Consider the following 16,480-nt stretch of genomic DNA (forward strand, 5'->3'; position numbering starts at 1 on the left):
ATTATTTTATAAGTGGTTCAGCAATTTTGTTTGGCCTTTTTGTTTTAATACCATTCAAATTCAAACCGTATTTAGCAGTTCTTGTTTTTATACTTTCAGGATTATCCTTTTTTTATAATAATAATAATAAGTTCCATTTCAAAAGAGGATTACTTATTTCGATACTTTTCGTAATAGCGTTTCTTTCATTATTATATACGAACAATTTAAACGAAGGATGGAAAATTATTGGGAGAATGATTCCTTTACTCCTTCCAATGGCGGTTTGTTTATTAACGGACTATGACAGGGAAAGATTTTTTAATTTTTTTAAGAAGTCATTTGTGGTAGCATGCTCCATATATACTGTTTTAATCTTTATCTATTTGAATCAGTTAGGGTGTTTCTCCGGGGATAGTTCCTTAAACTATGCATACTCCTATATAATGTATGAGTTTTGGGGAATTAACGATCATCCGATATATATATCTTCATACTTTGCAATTGCATTATTCTTTTTACTCTATTCGAATGTCACCTCCAAAACAATATCGTACATATTATTTTTGGTAATATTTGCTGGGTTATTAATCTTATCGAGAAAAGGATCAATCATAGCGTTCTTAGTCTGTACAACTATTTTCTTCCTTTCTCAAAAAATGAAAGGATACTGGCTGAAAGGGATACTCATAATTATGTTTGTTTTCATAGGAATGATATTTATTCCGGAAATTAAAAATCGATTTTTTGAATTATTATCTGTTGACAGAATTGTTGAAAATACGGAAACATCAACAGGGATAAGGTATATTATATGGAAGTCCAGTATACAGTTGGTTGAAAATGCTGCTTTTTTTGGATATGGAATAGGCGATGTCCAGGATGTACTAAATGAAAGCTATATCGCTCAAGGCTATAAGAAATTAGCTGTTGATACATATAATGCCCATAATCAATATATACAGATTGCATTGACAGCAGGATTAACAGGATTGTTAATCTTTTTAGCATCAAACATAATTTTATACCGTCAATTTATTAAATCAAAAAACAGTCAAGGATTATTGGTATTGACATTTTTTTTGATGGTATTCTTGACTGAGAGTTATTTGGAACGTCAAAATGGGATTATTATGTATTCCTTTATAATGAGTATGTATATCTTTAAAGAGGATGAGAAATGAAAAAAAAGATATTAATAATAGGGCCTTTCCCTTTTCCTGTTTCTGGTGTAAGTTTAGCAAATGAAGTAATTGCAAAAGGATTACGTGAGAAAGATTGGGAAGTGATGAAAATCAATACCGAATTTGCCGCTAATATCTCTAACAGTCATGGAAGTATTAGTTTAGGAAAAATTAAATTTTTGAAAAGCTATCTGAGTATTTATAAAATACTGCTTACAAAGATTGTTTATATCACTATAGGACAGTCTTTTTTTGGCGTTATGAAATACCTTCCGTTTATTATTGTTTCTAAGATACTCAATAAGAAGCTTGTTGTCCATTTGCATGGAAACTATTTATTAGACGAGTATAATAGGCTGAAAGGAATTAAAAAAAGTCTTTTCCATAAGGTAATTTCATGGTTTGATTATGGAATCGTTTTATCGGAATCGCTGCGTAAAAACTTTGAACCATTCCTTAAAACAGAGAATATTTTTGAATTGAATAATTTTTTCGAAAATTCCTTAGTGATACCTGAAAAAGAATTAATAAACAAAAAAGACTACTCAACATTGAAGGTGGTTTTTTTGAGTAACTTGATTGAAGAAAAAGGGATAAATATCTTAATCGAAGCTATTGAGATAAATAAAAAGAAAGGAATAAATATAGATCTAAAAGTTGCCGGAAATTTAGTGACCGAAAATGATCTTTCGGAGTTATTTATAAAAAACGAGATTGATTATAAAGGAGTCCTTTATGGTGAAGAAAAGAAGAATTTTTTAAGGGATAGTAACGTTTTCTGTTTGCCAACGTTCTATAAAATGGAAGGACAGCCAATCAGTATTTTAGAGGCAATGGCATTAGGAAATCTAATTTTAACAACTAATCACGCAGGAATTGCTGATATTTGTAAAAGTGAAAATGCTGTTTTTTGTAAAAAAAATGACGCTTTGGATTTAGCAAATAAATTAGAAGAGTTGTATTTTAATCCAAATATCATAGCGAAAAAAGGAATCTATAATATTGAATATTCAAAAAAGCATTTTACTGAAGAGCAGTTTATAATTAACGCAAATACATTGTTGGAAAAATGTATATATTAAAAGAATTTTATTTACCAAAAGGTTTTAGAGGGCGTAACGCGATAGTTGTTCAGCTATGGTGGCTTATTCATTTCTTTTTGTTTCGCCCCTCTCCTCAATTTATGTATGGCTGGAGACGTTTTTTATTAAGAATGTTTGGAGCTAAAATTGGGAAAAAGGTAATTATTCGTCCTTCGGTACAAGTAACGTACCCTTGGAAGGTAACAATAGGGGATTATTCCTGGATTGGGGATGACGTTGTTTTATACAGCTTAGGAGAGATATTTATAGGTACAAATACTATAATTTCTCAAAAATGCTATATCTGTACGGGATCCCATGATTATGACAAAATTGATTTTCCAATATATGCTAAAACCATTATAATTAATGATTCATGTTGGTTGGCTACAGATGTATTTGTGGCTCCTGGGGTAGAAATTGTAGATGAAGTTATTGTAGGAGCAAGATCATCAGTATATAAAAGTATTTCAGAGAAAGGAATATATAAAGGAAATCCGGCTGTAAAGCATAAAGCAGTTTAAATTAATGGATTACCTATAAAATAAAAAGCGCCATTTTTAAATGGCGCTTTTTATTTTGTTAGATTTTCGGACTATTTTCCAGAACCATCTGATTGATCCAGGTAAACGTTTTGACCATACCATCACGTAATGGTTCTGAAACTTCCCAGCCGATTTTTTCTTTATACAATCGGTTGTCGGAATTTCGGCCACGAACACCGGTAGGGCATTTGAAACCGTATTTATCAATAAATTCCTGTCCGTCAATATTTTTGATTGTAATATCTTTTCCGGAAATGTCAATTGCCATTTGTGCCAGCTGATTAATCGTAACCATCTCTTCCGAACCGATATTTACAGGTCCTAAAAAGTCGGATTCCATCAATCTTAAAACGGCTTCCACACATTCGTCAACATATAAGAAAGATCTTGTTTGCTGACCATCACCCCAAACTTCAATCTGAGATCCGGCTTCCGATTCGGCAACTTTTCTGCACATGGCAGCTGGTGCTTTTTCTTTACCGTCTTTCCAGGTTCCCTGAGGACCGAATATATTGTGAAAACGTGCAACACGCACATCCAGTTTGTAATTTCTGTTGAATGCTAAAAATAATCTTTCGGAGAATAGTTTTTCCCAACCGTATTCCGAATCCGGATTGGCCGGATAAGCCGAAGATTCTTCACAGTTTGGATTGGAAGGATCCAGCTGGTTGTATTCCGGATACATACAGGCAGAAGAAGAATAGAAAACCTTTTTCACTTTTTTTACGACAGACTCTTTTGCCACATTTAAATTAATCATGGCAGAATTGTGCATCACATTGGCATCATTTTCTCCGGTAAAAATATAACCGGCACCACCCATATCGGCAGCTAGCTGGTATACTTCATCAACACCTTCGTCAATTACCTGTGCTACCAGAACAGGATCGGTTAAATCTCCTTTTATAAATTCGTTACAAATCTCTTCATGTGAAAAGTATTCGTGGTTTTTGATGTCACAGATACGAACAAAATTACCCTCATTTTTTAATCTTTTGGCTAAATGACCACCGATGAAACCACCACCACCTAAAACTATTATTTTTTTCATAATTATAAAGTATCAATTTTTTCAATGAAAGAATTCAAAATCATATTTTTTGAAAAATTTTCTATCATGTAAGTTCGTGCTTTTTTACCTATTTCCGTTTGTAAATTTTTATCTTCTTTTAAGGTCAGAATAGCATTCAGTATTAATTCTGGATCCTCATTGGTATAATACCCCCAGCCCTGCGATGAATTAATATGTCGGGCAACTTCCGAGCTCAGATCTCCGGTAATAACCGAAGGACGTGCGCTGCTCATCATTCCCAGTATTTTAGACGGCATCACCGAATCGATAACATCCGATTTTTGAAACAGTACGTGTAAATCGGCACTGCACAACAAGTCGGATAAATCCTCATAAGGAATCGGCTCATAATATTTAATAAAACCAAGAAGCCCTTCCTGTTCCAGGCGGGCTAACAATTCTGTTTTATAAGCCCCTTCACCCACTAGGATGAATTCAATATCCGGATGTGCAATTAACTTTTTCGCTAAAGTAATATAAACTTCCCAGTTTTGTTTCTGACCGATATTTCCGGAATATAAAATCGTGAACTTATCTTTAGAAATATAGCTGTGATGGTTATAATTCTCCGGATTGATAAAATCAACATCCACCCAATCCGGGAAAAAAACAGGATTTGTTCTGGGTGCTTTCTGTTTAATCCGGTCTACCATTTTAAAACTGATCGAACTGATAATATCAGACTTTGTAAACAGGTAAGCTTCAATTTTGTATAAAATTGTTTTGAATACCCTGGTTACCACATTCTGTTTTAGTAATCCGGACTCATAGGCCGCATCAAATTCAAAATCTTTAATGGAGGTCCACAATTTTGCTTTTAATCGCCATTTTAAAAACAATCCCAGTACAACATTGGTTGTAAAAGGAATATTACAAAAAACCAAATCGGCTTTTCGCACCTTTTTCAGGTTAAATAAATTTCCGAAATTAAAAGATAATATGTGTAAGGTACGATAAAAAAAGTTTCTGTTCTCCGGAACAAAAAATTTGTATCGGTAAATGGTAACCCCATTAATAACCTCGGTATAATACCGGGGTTTGTCCTGGTAGTTCTCAGGAATTTTCCACATGGGATAATAAGGGAATCCTGTAATTACAGATACATTATAACCTTTAGTAACTAAAAATTCCGCTAATTGGGATGTATATAAACCTATTGCTGTATCTTCAGGGGCATAGTTTACGGTAATAAAGGTAATGTCTTTAATCATAAATTTTGATAATTTCCGTCCGGTTAATTTTTTCAATTAACGGGATAATCCAAATCGTCAGCATAATAATGTCATTGTGATTCCTTTATTTAATATTTAAGAATCGTCACTATGCTGAAGATTAACAAATCGCTAAAATAGTCTTCCTTTGTTCAAAAGCAAAGAATATTTGAAATACCGAACAACATCAGGTTGTAAAACTGATTGAAAAATCAATATGATTAACTGTTTTGTGTGTCCGTAATATTAATAAAATAGAATCATTCTACAGTATTAAGTACTGCAAATATAAATTTTAGAACGAAACAAACAGGGTTTTCTTGATAAGAAATAAAAATTGAGCAGGCAATTAGTGTTAATTCTTAAAGTTTGTTAATTTTTAATGGAATCAAAACACGGGATTTTTATATCTTGCAACCGTAAAAAGGCAACAATGAAAAGAATTTTAATTACAGGGGCTGCAGGATTTTTAGGGTCTCATTTGTGTGATAGATTTATAAAAGAAGGATATTATGTTATCGGAATGGATAATTTAATTACCGGAGACTTAAAAAATATAGAACATTTATTTAAAGACCAGAACTTTGAGTTTTATCATCACGATATCACAAAGTTTGTGCATGTTCCGGGTCAGCTGGATTATATACTTCATTTTGCTTCACCGGCAAGTCCTATTGACTATTTAAAAATTCCGATTCAAACCCTTAAAGTAGGTTCTTTGGGAACCCACAATCTTTTAGGATTGGCCCGTGTTAAGAAAGCCAGGATTTTAATTGCATCCACCTCAGAAGTATATGGAGATCCTTTGGTGCACCCGCAAACGGAAGAATACTATGGAAATGTAAATACCATTGGTCCGCGAGGCGTTTATGATGAAGCAAAACGTTTCCAGGAATCCATAACGATGGCTTACCACACTTTTCACGGTGTAGAAACCAGAATCGTACGAATCTTTAATACCTACGGACCGAGAATGCGATTAAACGACGGACGTGTAATCCCGGCTTTTATCGGACAGGCATTGCGAGGTGAAGATCTTACTATTTTCGGCGATGGTTCGCAAACCCGTTCTTTCTGTTATGTAGACGATCAGGTAGAAGGGATTTTCAGACTATTGCATTCGGATTATGCTTTACCGGTTAATATCGGAAACCCGGATGAGATCACGATCAAAGACTTTGCCGAAGAAATTATCAAACTAACCGGTACCGAACAAAAGGTGGTTTACCATCCGCTACCTGTAAATGACCCTTTACAGCGTCAGCCGGACATTACAAAGGCAAGAGAAATATTGGGCTGGGAGCCAAAAGTTTCCAGAGAAGAAGGAATGAAGATAACCTATGATTATTTCAGGTCTTTATCAACAGAAGAGTTATTAAAAGAAGAGCATAAAGATTTCTCAAAATATATATTTTAGTGCGTAGAAATACAGGCCGATATTCCGGATATATTAGACCGTTTTCCTATTTGTTAGACTTGATTATTATCAATGTATTAACGGTATTCCTGTTGCCGCAAACAATAGGATGTTTTTATAATATCTTTATCAGTATCGCCTGGATCATCGTCTCTTTTAATATTGGTTTTTATGAAGTTTACCGCTACACCAAAGCAATAGAGATTTTAGGAAAAATTTTAAAACAATACCTGTTGTTTTTGGTGCTTAGTTTTGCCTATATCGGATATTTTTCAAAATATACGGAACCATCGGCGACCATTAAATACACCACTATTTCCATCGCATTAATAGCCTTGTTCAAGCTGGCCGTTTTTTACTTCCTGAAACGATTCCGGGTTGTTTTCGGAGGAAACTTCAGAAGAGTTGTTATTGTCGGCCATAGTAAAAATGTAGTCCAGTTAAAAGACTTTTTTAACGACAATCCCGACTACGGCTATAAACTGGAAAAGGTGTTCAATGTAAGCAACAAGGAAGAAAACATTGAAGCGTGTCTTCAATTTGTATTGGATAAAAATGTAGATGAGATTTATTGCTCCTTGTCCGATTTAACAAATAAAGAAGTTAATCAATTCGTTGATTTCACCGACAATAATCTTAAGATTTTGAAATTTTTGCCTGATAGTAAAGAAATTCTATCCAGAAATTTAGTTTTTGATTATTACGGCTATATTCCAATTATTTCCATGCGTAATATTCCCTTAGATAAATCTCTTAATAAAATTATAAAAAGAATATTTGATATTTTCTTTGCGTCATTCATCATCTTAGGATTGTTATCATGGCTCACGCCATTACTGGCAATTTTTATTAAAATGGAATCCAAGGGACCGATCTTTTTTAAACAAAAAAGGAACGGATTGAATTACAAGGAATTCAACTGCTATAAATTCCGTTCGATGCGTCCTAATGAAATAGCCGATCTGGAACAGGTATCCAAAAACGATCCGCGGATCACCCGTATAGGACGGTTTATCCGTAAAACAAGTATTGACGAATTACCGCAATTCTTCAATGTATTGCTGGGTGATATGTCGGTGGTGGGACCAAGACCACACATGGTGAGCCATACCGAAATGTATGCCAGAAGTGTTGACAAATTTATGGTAAGACACTTTATCAAGCCGGGAATTACCGGATTAGCACAAACGAACGGGTACCGGGGTGAAGTAGAAAACAACTACGACATCATCAACAGGGTAAAATACGATATCTTTTACCTTGAAAACTGGTCGTTGCTGCTGGATCTTAAAATCATATTCCTTACCGTTTACAACGCTGTTAAAGGCGACGAAAAAGCCTATTAATGCCGGCTTTGGTCTCCATAATAACCCCTGCATTTAATTCCGCACGCTACATTAGCGAAACCATACTTTCGGTTCAGAATCAGACCTGTGAAAATTGGGAAATGATTATTGTTGATGACCATTCTTCGGATGAAACAACCCGGATTGTCACATCCTTTGCAGCACAGGACAACCGTATTAAATTATGCTCCCTTACGGAAAATTCAGGTGCCGGGAAAGCCAGAAACCATGCGGTGGAAAAAGCAACCGGAAAATATATTGCTTTTCTGGATGCCGACGATGTATGGAAACCCGAAAAACTGGAAAAGCAGCTCGCCTTCATGGAAAGTAACAAACTGCCGTTTACCTTTTCTTTTTACGATTGCATTGATGAGCATGGTGCCTCTTTAAACAGGAGAATCAAAGCTCCGGTAAAACTGTCTTACCGGCAACTGTTCTTCTGCAACTTTATCGGGAACCTTACCGGAATTTACGACACAGACTATTTCGGAAAAATTCCGATCCCATCCTTTCGGAAACGACAGGACTGGATGTTATGGCTAACGGTTTTAGCAAAAATAAAAACAGCTTATCCGGTTCCGGAAAGTCTTGCCTGCTACAGGATCCGGAAAGATTCTATCTCTGCTTCAAAATGGAAACTGCTCAAACATAATTTCTATGTATATCGCGATTTTCATAAACTAAATGCAATCAAAGCGCTGGCATGTATGGCAGGATTCCTGTTTGTACAGCTGCTGATCAAACCGCGATATACCGAAAAGCTACAGTAACGACTGGAACTGCTTTAGTTTTCCTCTGCTGGTTCTCTCTAATGAAGCCTTTTGATTAAAAATAAACAACAGACCGGGTTCTAAATAAAGCGCGATTGCCTGTTCAATTTTTTGAATTTGTGAAGCGGTTAATACATGATCGCTCACATAGTCAATTTCAAAGGTATCCGTTTTGAGCTGCCGGATAATAAACTCTTTTACATTTCCGTCATCTTCAATAACGCTTTTGGTAACATAATAAAAGGTAAGTCCCGGCGACTTTTTACCACTGGGTAAAACCGCAATATCGTTGGTTCTGCCAACCAGTGTTTTTAAAAGCGTTTTTTTAGGAGTACTCTTTTCATCCAGTATGCCAATGTCGCCAATATCATAACGGATAAAGGGGTGCGCTTTATTGTAAAGAGAAGTAATCACAATGCGGCCTTCCTGTCCGTTAGGAACCGGGCGGTTATCAGCGTCCAGTATTTCAACATATAAAGTTTCTGTATTAACCTGCCATTCTCCTTCCGGATTCTGAAAAGCAATTAAATCCAGCTCCGAAGCGCCGTATTCATTTACAATGGGAATGCCGAATTGTTTTTCCAGTAAAACCTTATCCTCTTCAAAAAGCATCTCCGAAGTAACCATACAGACTTTTAAAGTAGGGCAGATAGTTTTTAGAATGATATTCTTTGACTTTAAGAATTTGGCAAACAATACGATCGAACTGGTATAACCGTCGATATAATCGAATTTTTTAGTCTTGAAGTGAAACAGTATTTTTTTGAGAAAAGCATCCGATAAATCAAATATCGGAAAGCGGAAACGACAGCTCAGGTAATCTTTGATCCGCTCTTTCCGGTAACCGATGGGATCCAATGGAATCCCGTAAAAACGGGCCTGGTAGGAATGATTAAAATCAATGCCAAACCAGCCAAACCGGTAAAAATAGGAAGACCAGGTAATGGCGTGCGAAAATTTATCCTTGGCAAAAATAAACGGATCACCGCTGGAACCGGAAGTTTTGTTCACAAACGTGTTTTTTAAGGTATATCCTTCCGCAAGGCGCTGCTGCAAAGGTTGCTGTAACTCTTTTTTTGTCAGTACCGGCAAATCTTCCCAGTTTTCAAACACCTTTTTCCCGTAAAGCTGTTGGTAAAATGGATTGTGCTTAAGGTGAAAATCAACAATTTCCTTCTGTTTCGAAAAAATGAAACCGGCATACTCGTGTTCCGGAACGGCAAGCGTCCTGTCAAATTCCAAATTGGCTTCTTTCATAGGGAAGCCGCTGAATTTCAAAGATAAATCGAATAGTTTAAGCACAATGACCAATAATTTTACCAAAGTTAAAAAAACAAACAACGCTACTTAAAGGGAAAGAAACTTTTTACAGCGAAAATTATATTTTCCATTCAAAACGGAGTATTTTTGACCTTTCAAATAACAACACAACAAAATGACAATTTTATTATTAGGTTCAGGAGGAAGAGAACATGCTTTAGCCTGGAAAATGCTGCAAAGTAAAGACTGTTCCAAACTATTTGTTGCACCCGGAAATGCCGGAACAGCATCAATAGCGGTCAATGTAAACATCAATCCGAACGATTTTGAAGCGGTTAAGCAACTTGTTTTAGCGGAAAACATCGAAATGGTAGTGGTAGGTCCGGAAGATCCGTTGGTAAAAGGGATTTACGATTATTTCCAGAATGATGAAGCTTTACAGAGCATTCCGGTAATCGGACCGTCAAAAATCGGGGCACAGCTGGAAGGAAGTAAAGAATTTGCCAAAGAATTTTTGGTAAAACACAATATCCCGACAGCGGCATACGACAGTTTTACAAAAGAAACCGTAGAACAGGGCTGTGTCTTTTTAACAACATTAAAACCGCCGTATGTTTTAAAAGCAGATGGTTTGGCAGCCGGAAAAGGAGTTCTGATTATTCAGGATCTGGCAGAAGCTCAGGAAGAACTGCGCAACATGCTGGTTAATGAAAAATTTGGAAGTGCCAGTGCAAAAGTTGTTATCGAAGAATTTCTGGACGGTATCGAACTGAGCTGTTTTGTTTTAACAGACGGTAAAAACTATAAAGTACTGCCAACAGCAAAGGACTACAAACGAATCGGAGAAGGCGATACCGGATTGAATACCGGAGGAATGGGAGCGGTTTCGCCAGTACCTTTTGCAGACGCTGTTTTAATGGAAAAAATTGAAAGCCGGATTGTAAAACCAACGATTGACGGATTGCAGAAAGACGGTATTCCGTATAAAGGATTTGTTTTCATCGGTCTGATCAATGTAGCAAACGAACCGTATGTAATTGAATATAACGTGCGTATGGGTGATCCGGAAACAGAAGTGGTTATGCCAAGACTGCAATCGGATCTGGTACAGCTATTCAAAGCGGTAGCGACACAAACACTGGATCAGGTGGATTTGGAAATAGATCCGCGAAGTGCTACAACCATCATGGTCGTTTCAGGCGGCTATCCGGAAGACTATGAAAAAGGAAAAGTAATTTCCGGTTTGGAAAATGTGGAAGGTTCTATCGTTTTCCATGCAGGAACAGCTTTAAAAGATAACCAGGTTGTCACGAACGGGGGAAGAGTAATTGCCGTAACATCCTATGGAGACAGCTTCCAGGAAGCCATAAAAAAATCTTACCAAAATATAGCAAAACTAAATTTTGATAAGATGTATTTTAGAAAAGATATCGGTTTCGACCTGTAAATTATTTCAAGAACGAATGGGCTGTAGTATCCTGAGCATCCTCACCCTTATCTTTGTGACTTTTTAATTCTTTAACCCAGTAATAAGTAGCACCACAACAGATGATGATGAAAATCCAGTTTAAAAGATTTGCAGCCCACCAGTTTGTTAATTCCAATTGTCTCATCCAATCCATCGGAGCGAATAATATGTCTACGAATAAGTACTGTATTCCTTCAAAAAATGCTTTCATTTTTGTTTAAGTATTATATTTACAGTCACAAAAATATAAAATATCTACATGATAGCAAGTCTTTTTAATAAATCTAGACCGTTAAATTATGCTTTAATTAGTTTATTGCTAGTTTTATTTTACTTTTTATACCAAACTAAGGACCTGAGCTGGATGGAACACTATACAACAGTGGTTCAAAAAGTAGGTTCATTCTTATTGCTATTAGGGTCGTTATTTTTAGTAAGATTCATCAGTAAAAGAAACGGATTGACAAAAGATAACAGTTATACACCCTTTCTGTTTCTGCTTTTTCTGATCCTGTTTCCGTCGGTTTTAATAAACACCAATATCATAATTGCGAACTTTTTTATACTGTTGTCGCTTCGACGCTTAATTTCGTTGCAGTCGTTAATAACCCCGAAAGAAAAAATCTTTGATGCGTCGTTATGGATATTTGTGGCGACACTATTTCATTTCTGGAGTATCCTTTTTTTGATTTTAGTATTTGTGTCCATTATTTTCCACGTTTCGAGAGATTATCGCAACTGGATCATTCCGTTTATTGCCCTGTTTACAGTGCTGATAATTTTTGTTTTTGCGGTAATAGTATGGGACAAGAACCTGTTGCTTTTAGTAATGGAGAAAGCCTATATCAGTTTTGATTTTACCTATTTTGAAAACGTATACCAGAACATTGCCCTGGCACTTTTTTCATCGATAGCGGTACTGTTTTTTGCCACGCAGTTGCTGGCACTTTCCAACCGTCCGCTGAATATGCAGTCGTCATACAAGAAAATTCTTTTTTCCTTTTTATTAGGAGTCGGGATTTATGTATTGTCGTCAAGTAAAAACAACAGTTTTCTGGCTTTTACCTTTTTCCCGTTAGCGGTTATGGGAACTAATTTTATAGAAAATATCGATAACAAATGGACAAGAGAAGGCGTATTGTATTCCCTTGTAGCCATTAGTTTCTTTATCTTTTTTGCCCAGGTATTATAATTTGCTGCCGTAAGCCAGGTCACCGGCGTCACCTAATCCCGGAACAATATAATTTTTTTCGTTCAGGCCTTCGTCCAGAGCCGCTACCCAAAGGTGGCAGTTATCCGGCAGGTTATTTTCCAGATAGGCAATTCCTTCCGGAGTAGCAATAACTACGGCAATGTGAATTTCTTTAGGCGTTTCGGCAGTCATTAATTTATTGAAAACAGCAACCAGCGACTGTCCGGTGGCTAACATCGGATCAATCAGAATCAGGTTTTTATTTTCAAAAGAAGGAGCGGCCTGATACTCTACTAAAATATCAAAATAATCGTCGTTATTCGGGTGATGGCGCATTGCCGACACAAAGCCGTTTTCGGCATCATCAAAGAAATTCATAAACCCGGTATGCAATGCCAGACCGGCTCTCAGAATGGAACACAAAACAACATTGTCTTCTAAAGCGGTCGTTTTTTTGATGCCCAGCGGCGTTTGGATATTAACCTCTTTATAAGTTAGGATCTTGCTTAGCTCATAGGCCATGACTTCACCAATACGTTCTATATTTTTACGAAAACGCATGCTGTCTTTCTGGACATTTACATCGCGGATTTGAGATAAAAAATGATTGAGAATACTGTTGTTTTCGGAAATATAATGAATGCGCATTTAGTGTAAAATTTGTATTAGTAGGATAAAAGTATAAAAACTATATTTGTAAATAAAATTTAAACTATGTTTTCACAATTTGCCTTTTCTATTTTTGAGGAAAGTATCACCGATTATCATAAGTTTGATAATGTCGATCAACCCATAAATAACCCTTATCCAAAAGATAAAATTGAACATTTATTATATCTGAAAAACTGGATTGATACGGTTCAATGGCATTTTGAAGACATTATCCGTGACCCGAAGATTAATCCGGAAGCAGCCTTGATTTTAAAAAGAAGAATCGATGCATCCAACCAGGAAAGAACGGATATGGTAGAATATATCGACAGTTATTTTCTTCAGAAGTTTGCAACAGTAAATGTAAAACCAACGGCAAAAATCAACTCCGAAAGTCCGGCTTGGGCACTGGATCGTTTGTCGATACTGGCATTGAAAATTTACCACATGAATGAAGAAGCAAATCGTAAAGAAGCCAGCGAAGAACATAGAGCAAAATGCCAGGAAAAACTAAACGTTTTATTGGAACAGAAAAAAGATCTGACCACTGCTATTGATGATTTGTTAACCGACATTGAAAACGGTGATAAGTACATGAAGGTGTACAAACAAATGAAGATGTACAATGACGATGAGTTGAACCCGGTTTTGTACCAGAATAAAAAGTAGCCTTAAGGCACATGTCTAAAATTAAACACATTTTAGTAATAAGACTTTCAGCAATGGGCGATGTTGCCATGATCGCACCGGTGCTGCGGGCTTTTGTTTCCCAATATCCCGATGTGAAAGTCACGGTGGTATCGAGGCCGTTTTTCAAGCCCTTTTTTGAAGATATTCCCGGCGTTGCGTTTTTTAATGTTGATCTGCAGGGAAGACACGAAGGACCTACCGGTCTGTTGCGGTTGTTCTATGACCTGACAAAACTAAAAGCCGATGCTGTAGCCGATCTGCACAATGCAATCCGCTCGAAAGTTATCCGTAAGTTATTTGCCTTAACCGGAAAAAGAGTAACGTTTATGGACAAGGGAAGAAAAGAGAAAGAGGAACTGACAAGAGCCGAAAACAAAATTTTCAAACCCCTGCTGTCTACTTTCGAACGACATGCTTTGGCGTTTAAAAAACTCGGTTTCCCGATTGATCTGCAACACCCTGTTTTTCCGGCAAAAAAAGAACTCAGCGCCATGAGCCTTGAGGTTGCGGGAACAAAAAACGGGAAATGGATTGGAATTGCCCCTTTTGCACAATATGAAACAAAAATGTACCCGCTGGATTTAATACAGCAGGTAATTGATAAACTGGCGCAAAACAAAGACTATACGATCTTTCTTTTTGGCGGCGGACAGGATGAAGTGGATAGCCTGAACAAATTAAGCAAAGGACAGGAAAATATAATCGTGGTTGCCGGAAAACTGAAATTACCACAGGAAATGGAAGTAATCAGTAATCTCGATGTTATGGTCAGTATGGATTCCGGAAACGGTCATATTGCTGCAATGTTAGGAATAAAGGTGATCACCCTTTGGGGAGCAACCCATCCTTATGCCGGATTCCAGCCGTTTAACCAGCCGATGGAAAACTCACTGATTCCGGACAGAACCCGTTATCCGTTGCTGCCAACGTCTGTTTACGGAAATAAAACGGTAGAAGGATATGAAGACGTGATGCACACCATTTCGCCGGAAAGCGTGATCGCTAAAATTGAATCGGTATTATAACGAATAAGCATAAAAAAACGCCCTTAGTTCTAAGGGCGTTTTTTTATGCTTTATATTATACATCGTCGTAATCGATATAGATTTCACTGGATGTTGGATGTGCCTGACAGGTTAAAATTAATCCTGAGGCAATTTCTTTGTCGGTTAAGATGGAATTTTTTCGCATTTCGGCGCTGCCACTTGTTATTTTTGCCAGACAGCTGCTGCAAATACCGCCCTGACAGGAATATGGGGCATCAACACCTTGTTTTAAAGCTGCTTCAAGAATGGTTTGCTTTTGAGCCATTTCGAAAGTAACCTCTTCATCGTCAACCAAAACCGTGATTTTAGTATGCCCGCCTAAAGTATTTTCAATTTTAGTTTCTGTAGAGGATGTTGTGAAAAGCTCAAACTTAATATCTTTTTCAGGAACATTCTGCTCTTTTAAAACACCGCTTACGGTCGCAATCATTTCTTCCGGACCACACAAATAATATTTAGCGAATGTTAGCGAAGCATGTTTGTTCTTGATTACAAAATTAACGGTAGAACGCTCAATTCTTCCAAAAATGGAATCTTCGGCTTTAGCCTGGCTGAATACATAGTGTACAAAGAAACGACCTACGTATTGCAGTTGTAAATCATGCAGTTTTTTATAAAAAATAGTATCCTCTGGCGATTTGTTTCCGTAAACCAGAACAAAAGTACTGTTTGGTTCTCCTTCTAAAACAGCCTGTATGATAGACATAACCGGTGTGATACCGCTTCCGGCAGCAAATGCAGCATAATTGCGCTGATTGTCCGGTTTGGGTTCAAAAGTAAATTTTCCTTCCGGAACGCCAACTTCAATACGATCACCTTCTTTTAATTTTTCATTTGCTATTCTCGAAAAGTAACCGTCCGAAACCGCTTTAATCGCTACACGCAATTCACCGCTGGTGGGAGAGGAACAGATGGAATAGGCTCTGCGGATCTCTTTTCCGTCCTGGGAATATTTTATATTAATGTATTGACCGGCGATAAATTGGTATTCAGATTTTAAATTTTCCGGAACATCAAAAGAAACAGAAACAGCCTGTGCGGTTTCTCTTCTGACTTCTTTTATTAATAAAGAATGAAATGTTGACATGTTTACAATTGTTTATGCTGCAAATGTACTAAACCTATAGCCTTTGATAAATCCCTTTTGCAAAAAAATAATACTCAGGACTCTTATGCATAAGAAAATTATGTATATTCGAATCGGAAAAAATCAGGAAATGAAGAATTCACAATTATATAAAGGCAGCCTGAATACAATTATCATGCGGTTGCTGGAAGAAAACGGCAGGATGTATGGTTATGAAATTACGCAAAAAGTAAAGGAAATCACCAAAGGCGACCTGAATGTTACCGAAGGAGCGCTGTATCCGGCGCTGCACAAACTGGAAGCAGAAGGTTTTCTGGATGTGGAAATGGAAAAAGTAGACAACAGGCTCCGGAAATATTATAGGCTGACAGCAAGCGGAGAACAGGAAACCATTAACCGCCTGGCAGAATTGGAAACATTTATTAAGAACATGCAGGTGCTGGTAAAGCCCAATTTTCAAATATAATCGAATAGTATAAA

At 36.8% G+C, this 16,480-nt stretch carries 17 protein-coding genes; 11 read left to right on the plus strand and 6 right to left on the minus strand.

The genetic code is table 11. From position 1 onward, the window contains the following. Nucleotides 1–425: 425 nt before the first annotated feature. The 3 genes from B3394_RS01485 to B3394_RS01495 are packed head-to-tail and all read left to right on the plus strand — an operon-like array spanning nt 426 to nt 2,769. Nucleotides 426–1,163: an O-antigen ligase family protein gene (locus B3394_RS01485; RefSeq protein ID WP_286912247.1), complete on the plus strand. Its 738-nt coding sequence runs from the start codon at nt 426–428 to the stop codon at nt 1,161–1,163. Further along, entirely contained in the window at nt 1,160–2,245 is a 1,086-nt protein-coding gene (locus B3394_RS01490; RefSeq protein WP_286912210.1) for a glycosyltransferase family 4 protein, read from the plus strand. Before B3394_RS01485 ends, B3394_RS01490 begins: the two co-directional genes overlap by 4 nt. Then, nucleotides 2,233–2,769 (plus strand): WcaF family extracellular polysaccharide biosynthesis acetyltransferase, encoded by a 537-nt coding sequence (locus tag B3394_RS01495; protein WP_286912212.1) that lies wholly within the window; start codon nt 2,233–2,235, stop codon nt 2,767–2,769. The genes B3394_RS01490 and B3394_RS01495 overlap by 13 nt, the downstream gene beginning before the upstream one ends. A gap of 58 nt (nt 2,770–2,827) precedes the next feature. Here B3394_RS01495 and B3394_RS01500 read toward each other — a convergent pair whose 3' ends face one another. Next, a complete protein-coding gene (locus B3394_RS01500) occupies nt 2,828–3,841 on the minus strand; it encodes an NAD-dependent epimerase/dehydratase family protein (protein ID WP_273246556.1) in 1,014 nt (337 codons plus the stop codon). Nucleotides 3,842–3,843: 2 nt separating this feature from the next. After that, on the minus strand, nt 3,844–5,073 hold the full coding sequence (locus tag B3394_RS01505; RefSeq protein WP_273246555.1) for a WcaI family glycosyltransferase: 1,230 nt from the start codon (nt 5,071–5,073) through the stop codon (nt 3,844–3,846). 433 nt (nt 5,074–5,506) lie between these two features. On the opposite strand from B3394_RS01505, the gene B3394_RS01510 reads away from it, so the two are divergent. From B3394_RS01510 to B3394_RS01520, 3 genes are read left to right on the plus strand one after another with little or no spacing between them, the layout of a single operon-like run. Then, a complete protein-coding gene (locus B3394_RS01510) occupies nt 5,507–6,490 on the plus strand; it encodes a UDP-glucuronic acid decarboxylase family protein (protein ID WP_177730868.1) in 984 nt (327 codons plus the stop codon). Next, nucleotides 6,490–7,836, plus strand: a complete 1,347-nt coding sequence (locus B3394_RS01515) for an exopolysaccharide biosynthesis polyprenyl glycosylphosphotransferase (protein WP_286912222.1) — start codon at nt 6,490–6,492, stop codon at nt 7,834–7,836. Before B3394_RS01510 ends, B3394_RS01515 begins: the two co-directional genes overlap by 1 nt. Further along, nucleotides 7,836–8,606 (plus strand): glycosyltransferase family 2 protein, encoded by a 771-nt coding sequence (locus B3394_RS01520; protein WP_177730864.1) that lies wholly within the window; start codon nt 7,836–7,838, stop codon nt 8,604–8,606. Before B3394_RS01515 ends, B3394_RS01520 begins: the two co-directional genes overlap by 1 nt. Here the strand turns inward: B3394_RS01520 and B3394_RS01525 are convergent. Next, the gene (locus B3394_RS01525) at nt 8,598–9,908 is read right to left on the minus strand and encodes a phenylacetate--CoA ligase family protein (RefSeq protein WP_177730862.1); all 1,311 of its coding nucleotides are present in this window, start codon (nt 9,906–9,908) and stop codon (nt 8,598–8,600) included. The two genes, B3394_RS01520 and B3394_RS01525, sit on opposite strands and share 9 nt — an antisense overlap. Before the next feature lie 133 nt (nt 9,909–10,041). Between B3394_RS01525 and purD the strand changes: the two genes are divergently transcribed. Then, nucleotides 10,042–11,313 (plus strand): phosphoribosylamine--glycine ligase, encoded by a 1,272-nt coding sequence (gene purD / locus B3394_RS01530; RefSeq protein ID WP_286912227.1) that lies wholly within the window; start codon nt 10,042–10,044, stop codon nt 11,311–11,313. A 1-nt stretch (nt 11,314) separates the two neighbouring features. Here the strand turns inward: purD and B3394_RS01535 are convergent, their stop codons facing one another. After that, complete coding sequence (locus B3394_RS01535; RefSeq protein WP_177730858.1) at nt 11,315–11,545, minus strand: DUF6341 family protein; 231 nt, start codon at nt 11,543–11,545, stop codon at nt 11,315–11,317. Nucleotides 11,546–11,593: 48 nt separating this feature from the next. Here B3394_RS01535 and B3394_RS01540 point away from each other — a divergent pair, with 48 nt between their 5' ends. Then, nucleotides 11,594–12,526, plus strand: coding sequence for a DUF6427 family protein (locus B3394_RS01540; RefSeq protein WP_177730856.1), 933 nt, complete (start codon nt 11,594–11,596; stop codon nt 12,524–12,526). Here the strand turns inward: B3394_RS01540 and upp are convergent. After that, the gene (gene upp, locus B3394_RS01545) at nt 12,521–13,174 is read right to left on the minus strand and encodes a uracil phosphoribosyltransferase (RefSeq protein WP_177730854.1); all 654 of its coding nucleotides are present in this window, start codon (nt 13,172–13,174) and stop codon (nt 12,521–12,523) included. The genes B3394_RS01540 and upp overlap by 6 nt on opposite strands. 66 nt (nt 13,175–13,240) lie before the next feature. Here upp and B3394_RS01550 point away from each other — a divergent pair, with 66 nt between their 5' ends. Beyond that, nucleotides 13,241–13,846 carry a DUF4254 domain-containing protein gene (locus B3394_RS01550; RefSeq protein WP_273246550.1) on the plus strand — a complete coding sequence of 202 codons (606 nt, stop codon included), beginning with the start codon at nt 13,241–13,243 and terminating at the stop codon, nt 13,844–13,846. Between the two features lie 11 nt (nt 13,847–13,857). Further along, nucleotides 13,858–14,892, plus strand: coding sequence for a glycosyltransferase family 9 protein (locus B3394_RS01555; protein ID WP_286912235.1), 1,035 nt, complete (start codon nt 13,858–13,860; stop codon nt 14,890–14,892). A gap of 55 nt (nt 14,893–14,947) precedes the next feature. Here B3394_RS01555 and B3394_RS01560 read toward each other — a convergent pair whose 3' ends face one another. Further along, on the minus strand, nt 14,948–16,000 hold the full coding sequence (locus B3394_RS01560) for a ferredoxin--NADP reductase (protein WP_177730848.1): 1,053 nt from the start codon (nt 15,998–16,000) through the stop codon (nt 14,948–14,950). A 130-nt stretch (nt 16,001–16,130) separates the two neighbouring features. On the opposite strand from B3394_RS01560, the gene B3394_RS01565 reads away from it, so the two are divergent. Further along, nucleotides 16,131–16,466 carry a PadR family transcriptional regulator gene (locus B3394_RS01565; RefSeq protein ID WP_286912236.1) on the plus strand — a complete coding sequence of 112 codons (336 nt, stop codon included), beginning with the start codon at nt 16,131–16,133 and terminating at the stop codon, nt 16,464–16,466. Nucleotides 16,467–16,480 lie beyond the last annotated feature (14 nt).

The sequence above is a fragment of the Flavobacterium sp. UBA4197 genome (genome assembly GCF_002379575.1).
Classification (GTDB): domain Bacteria; phylum Bacteroidota; class Bacteroidia; order Flavobacteriales; family Flavobacteriaceae; genus Flavobacterium; species Flavobacterium inviolabile.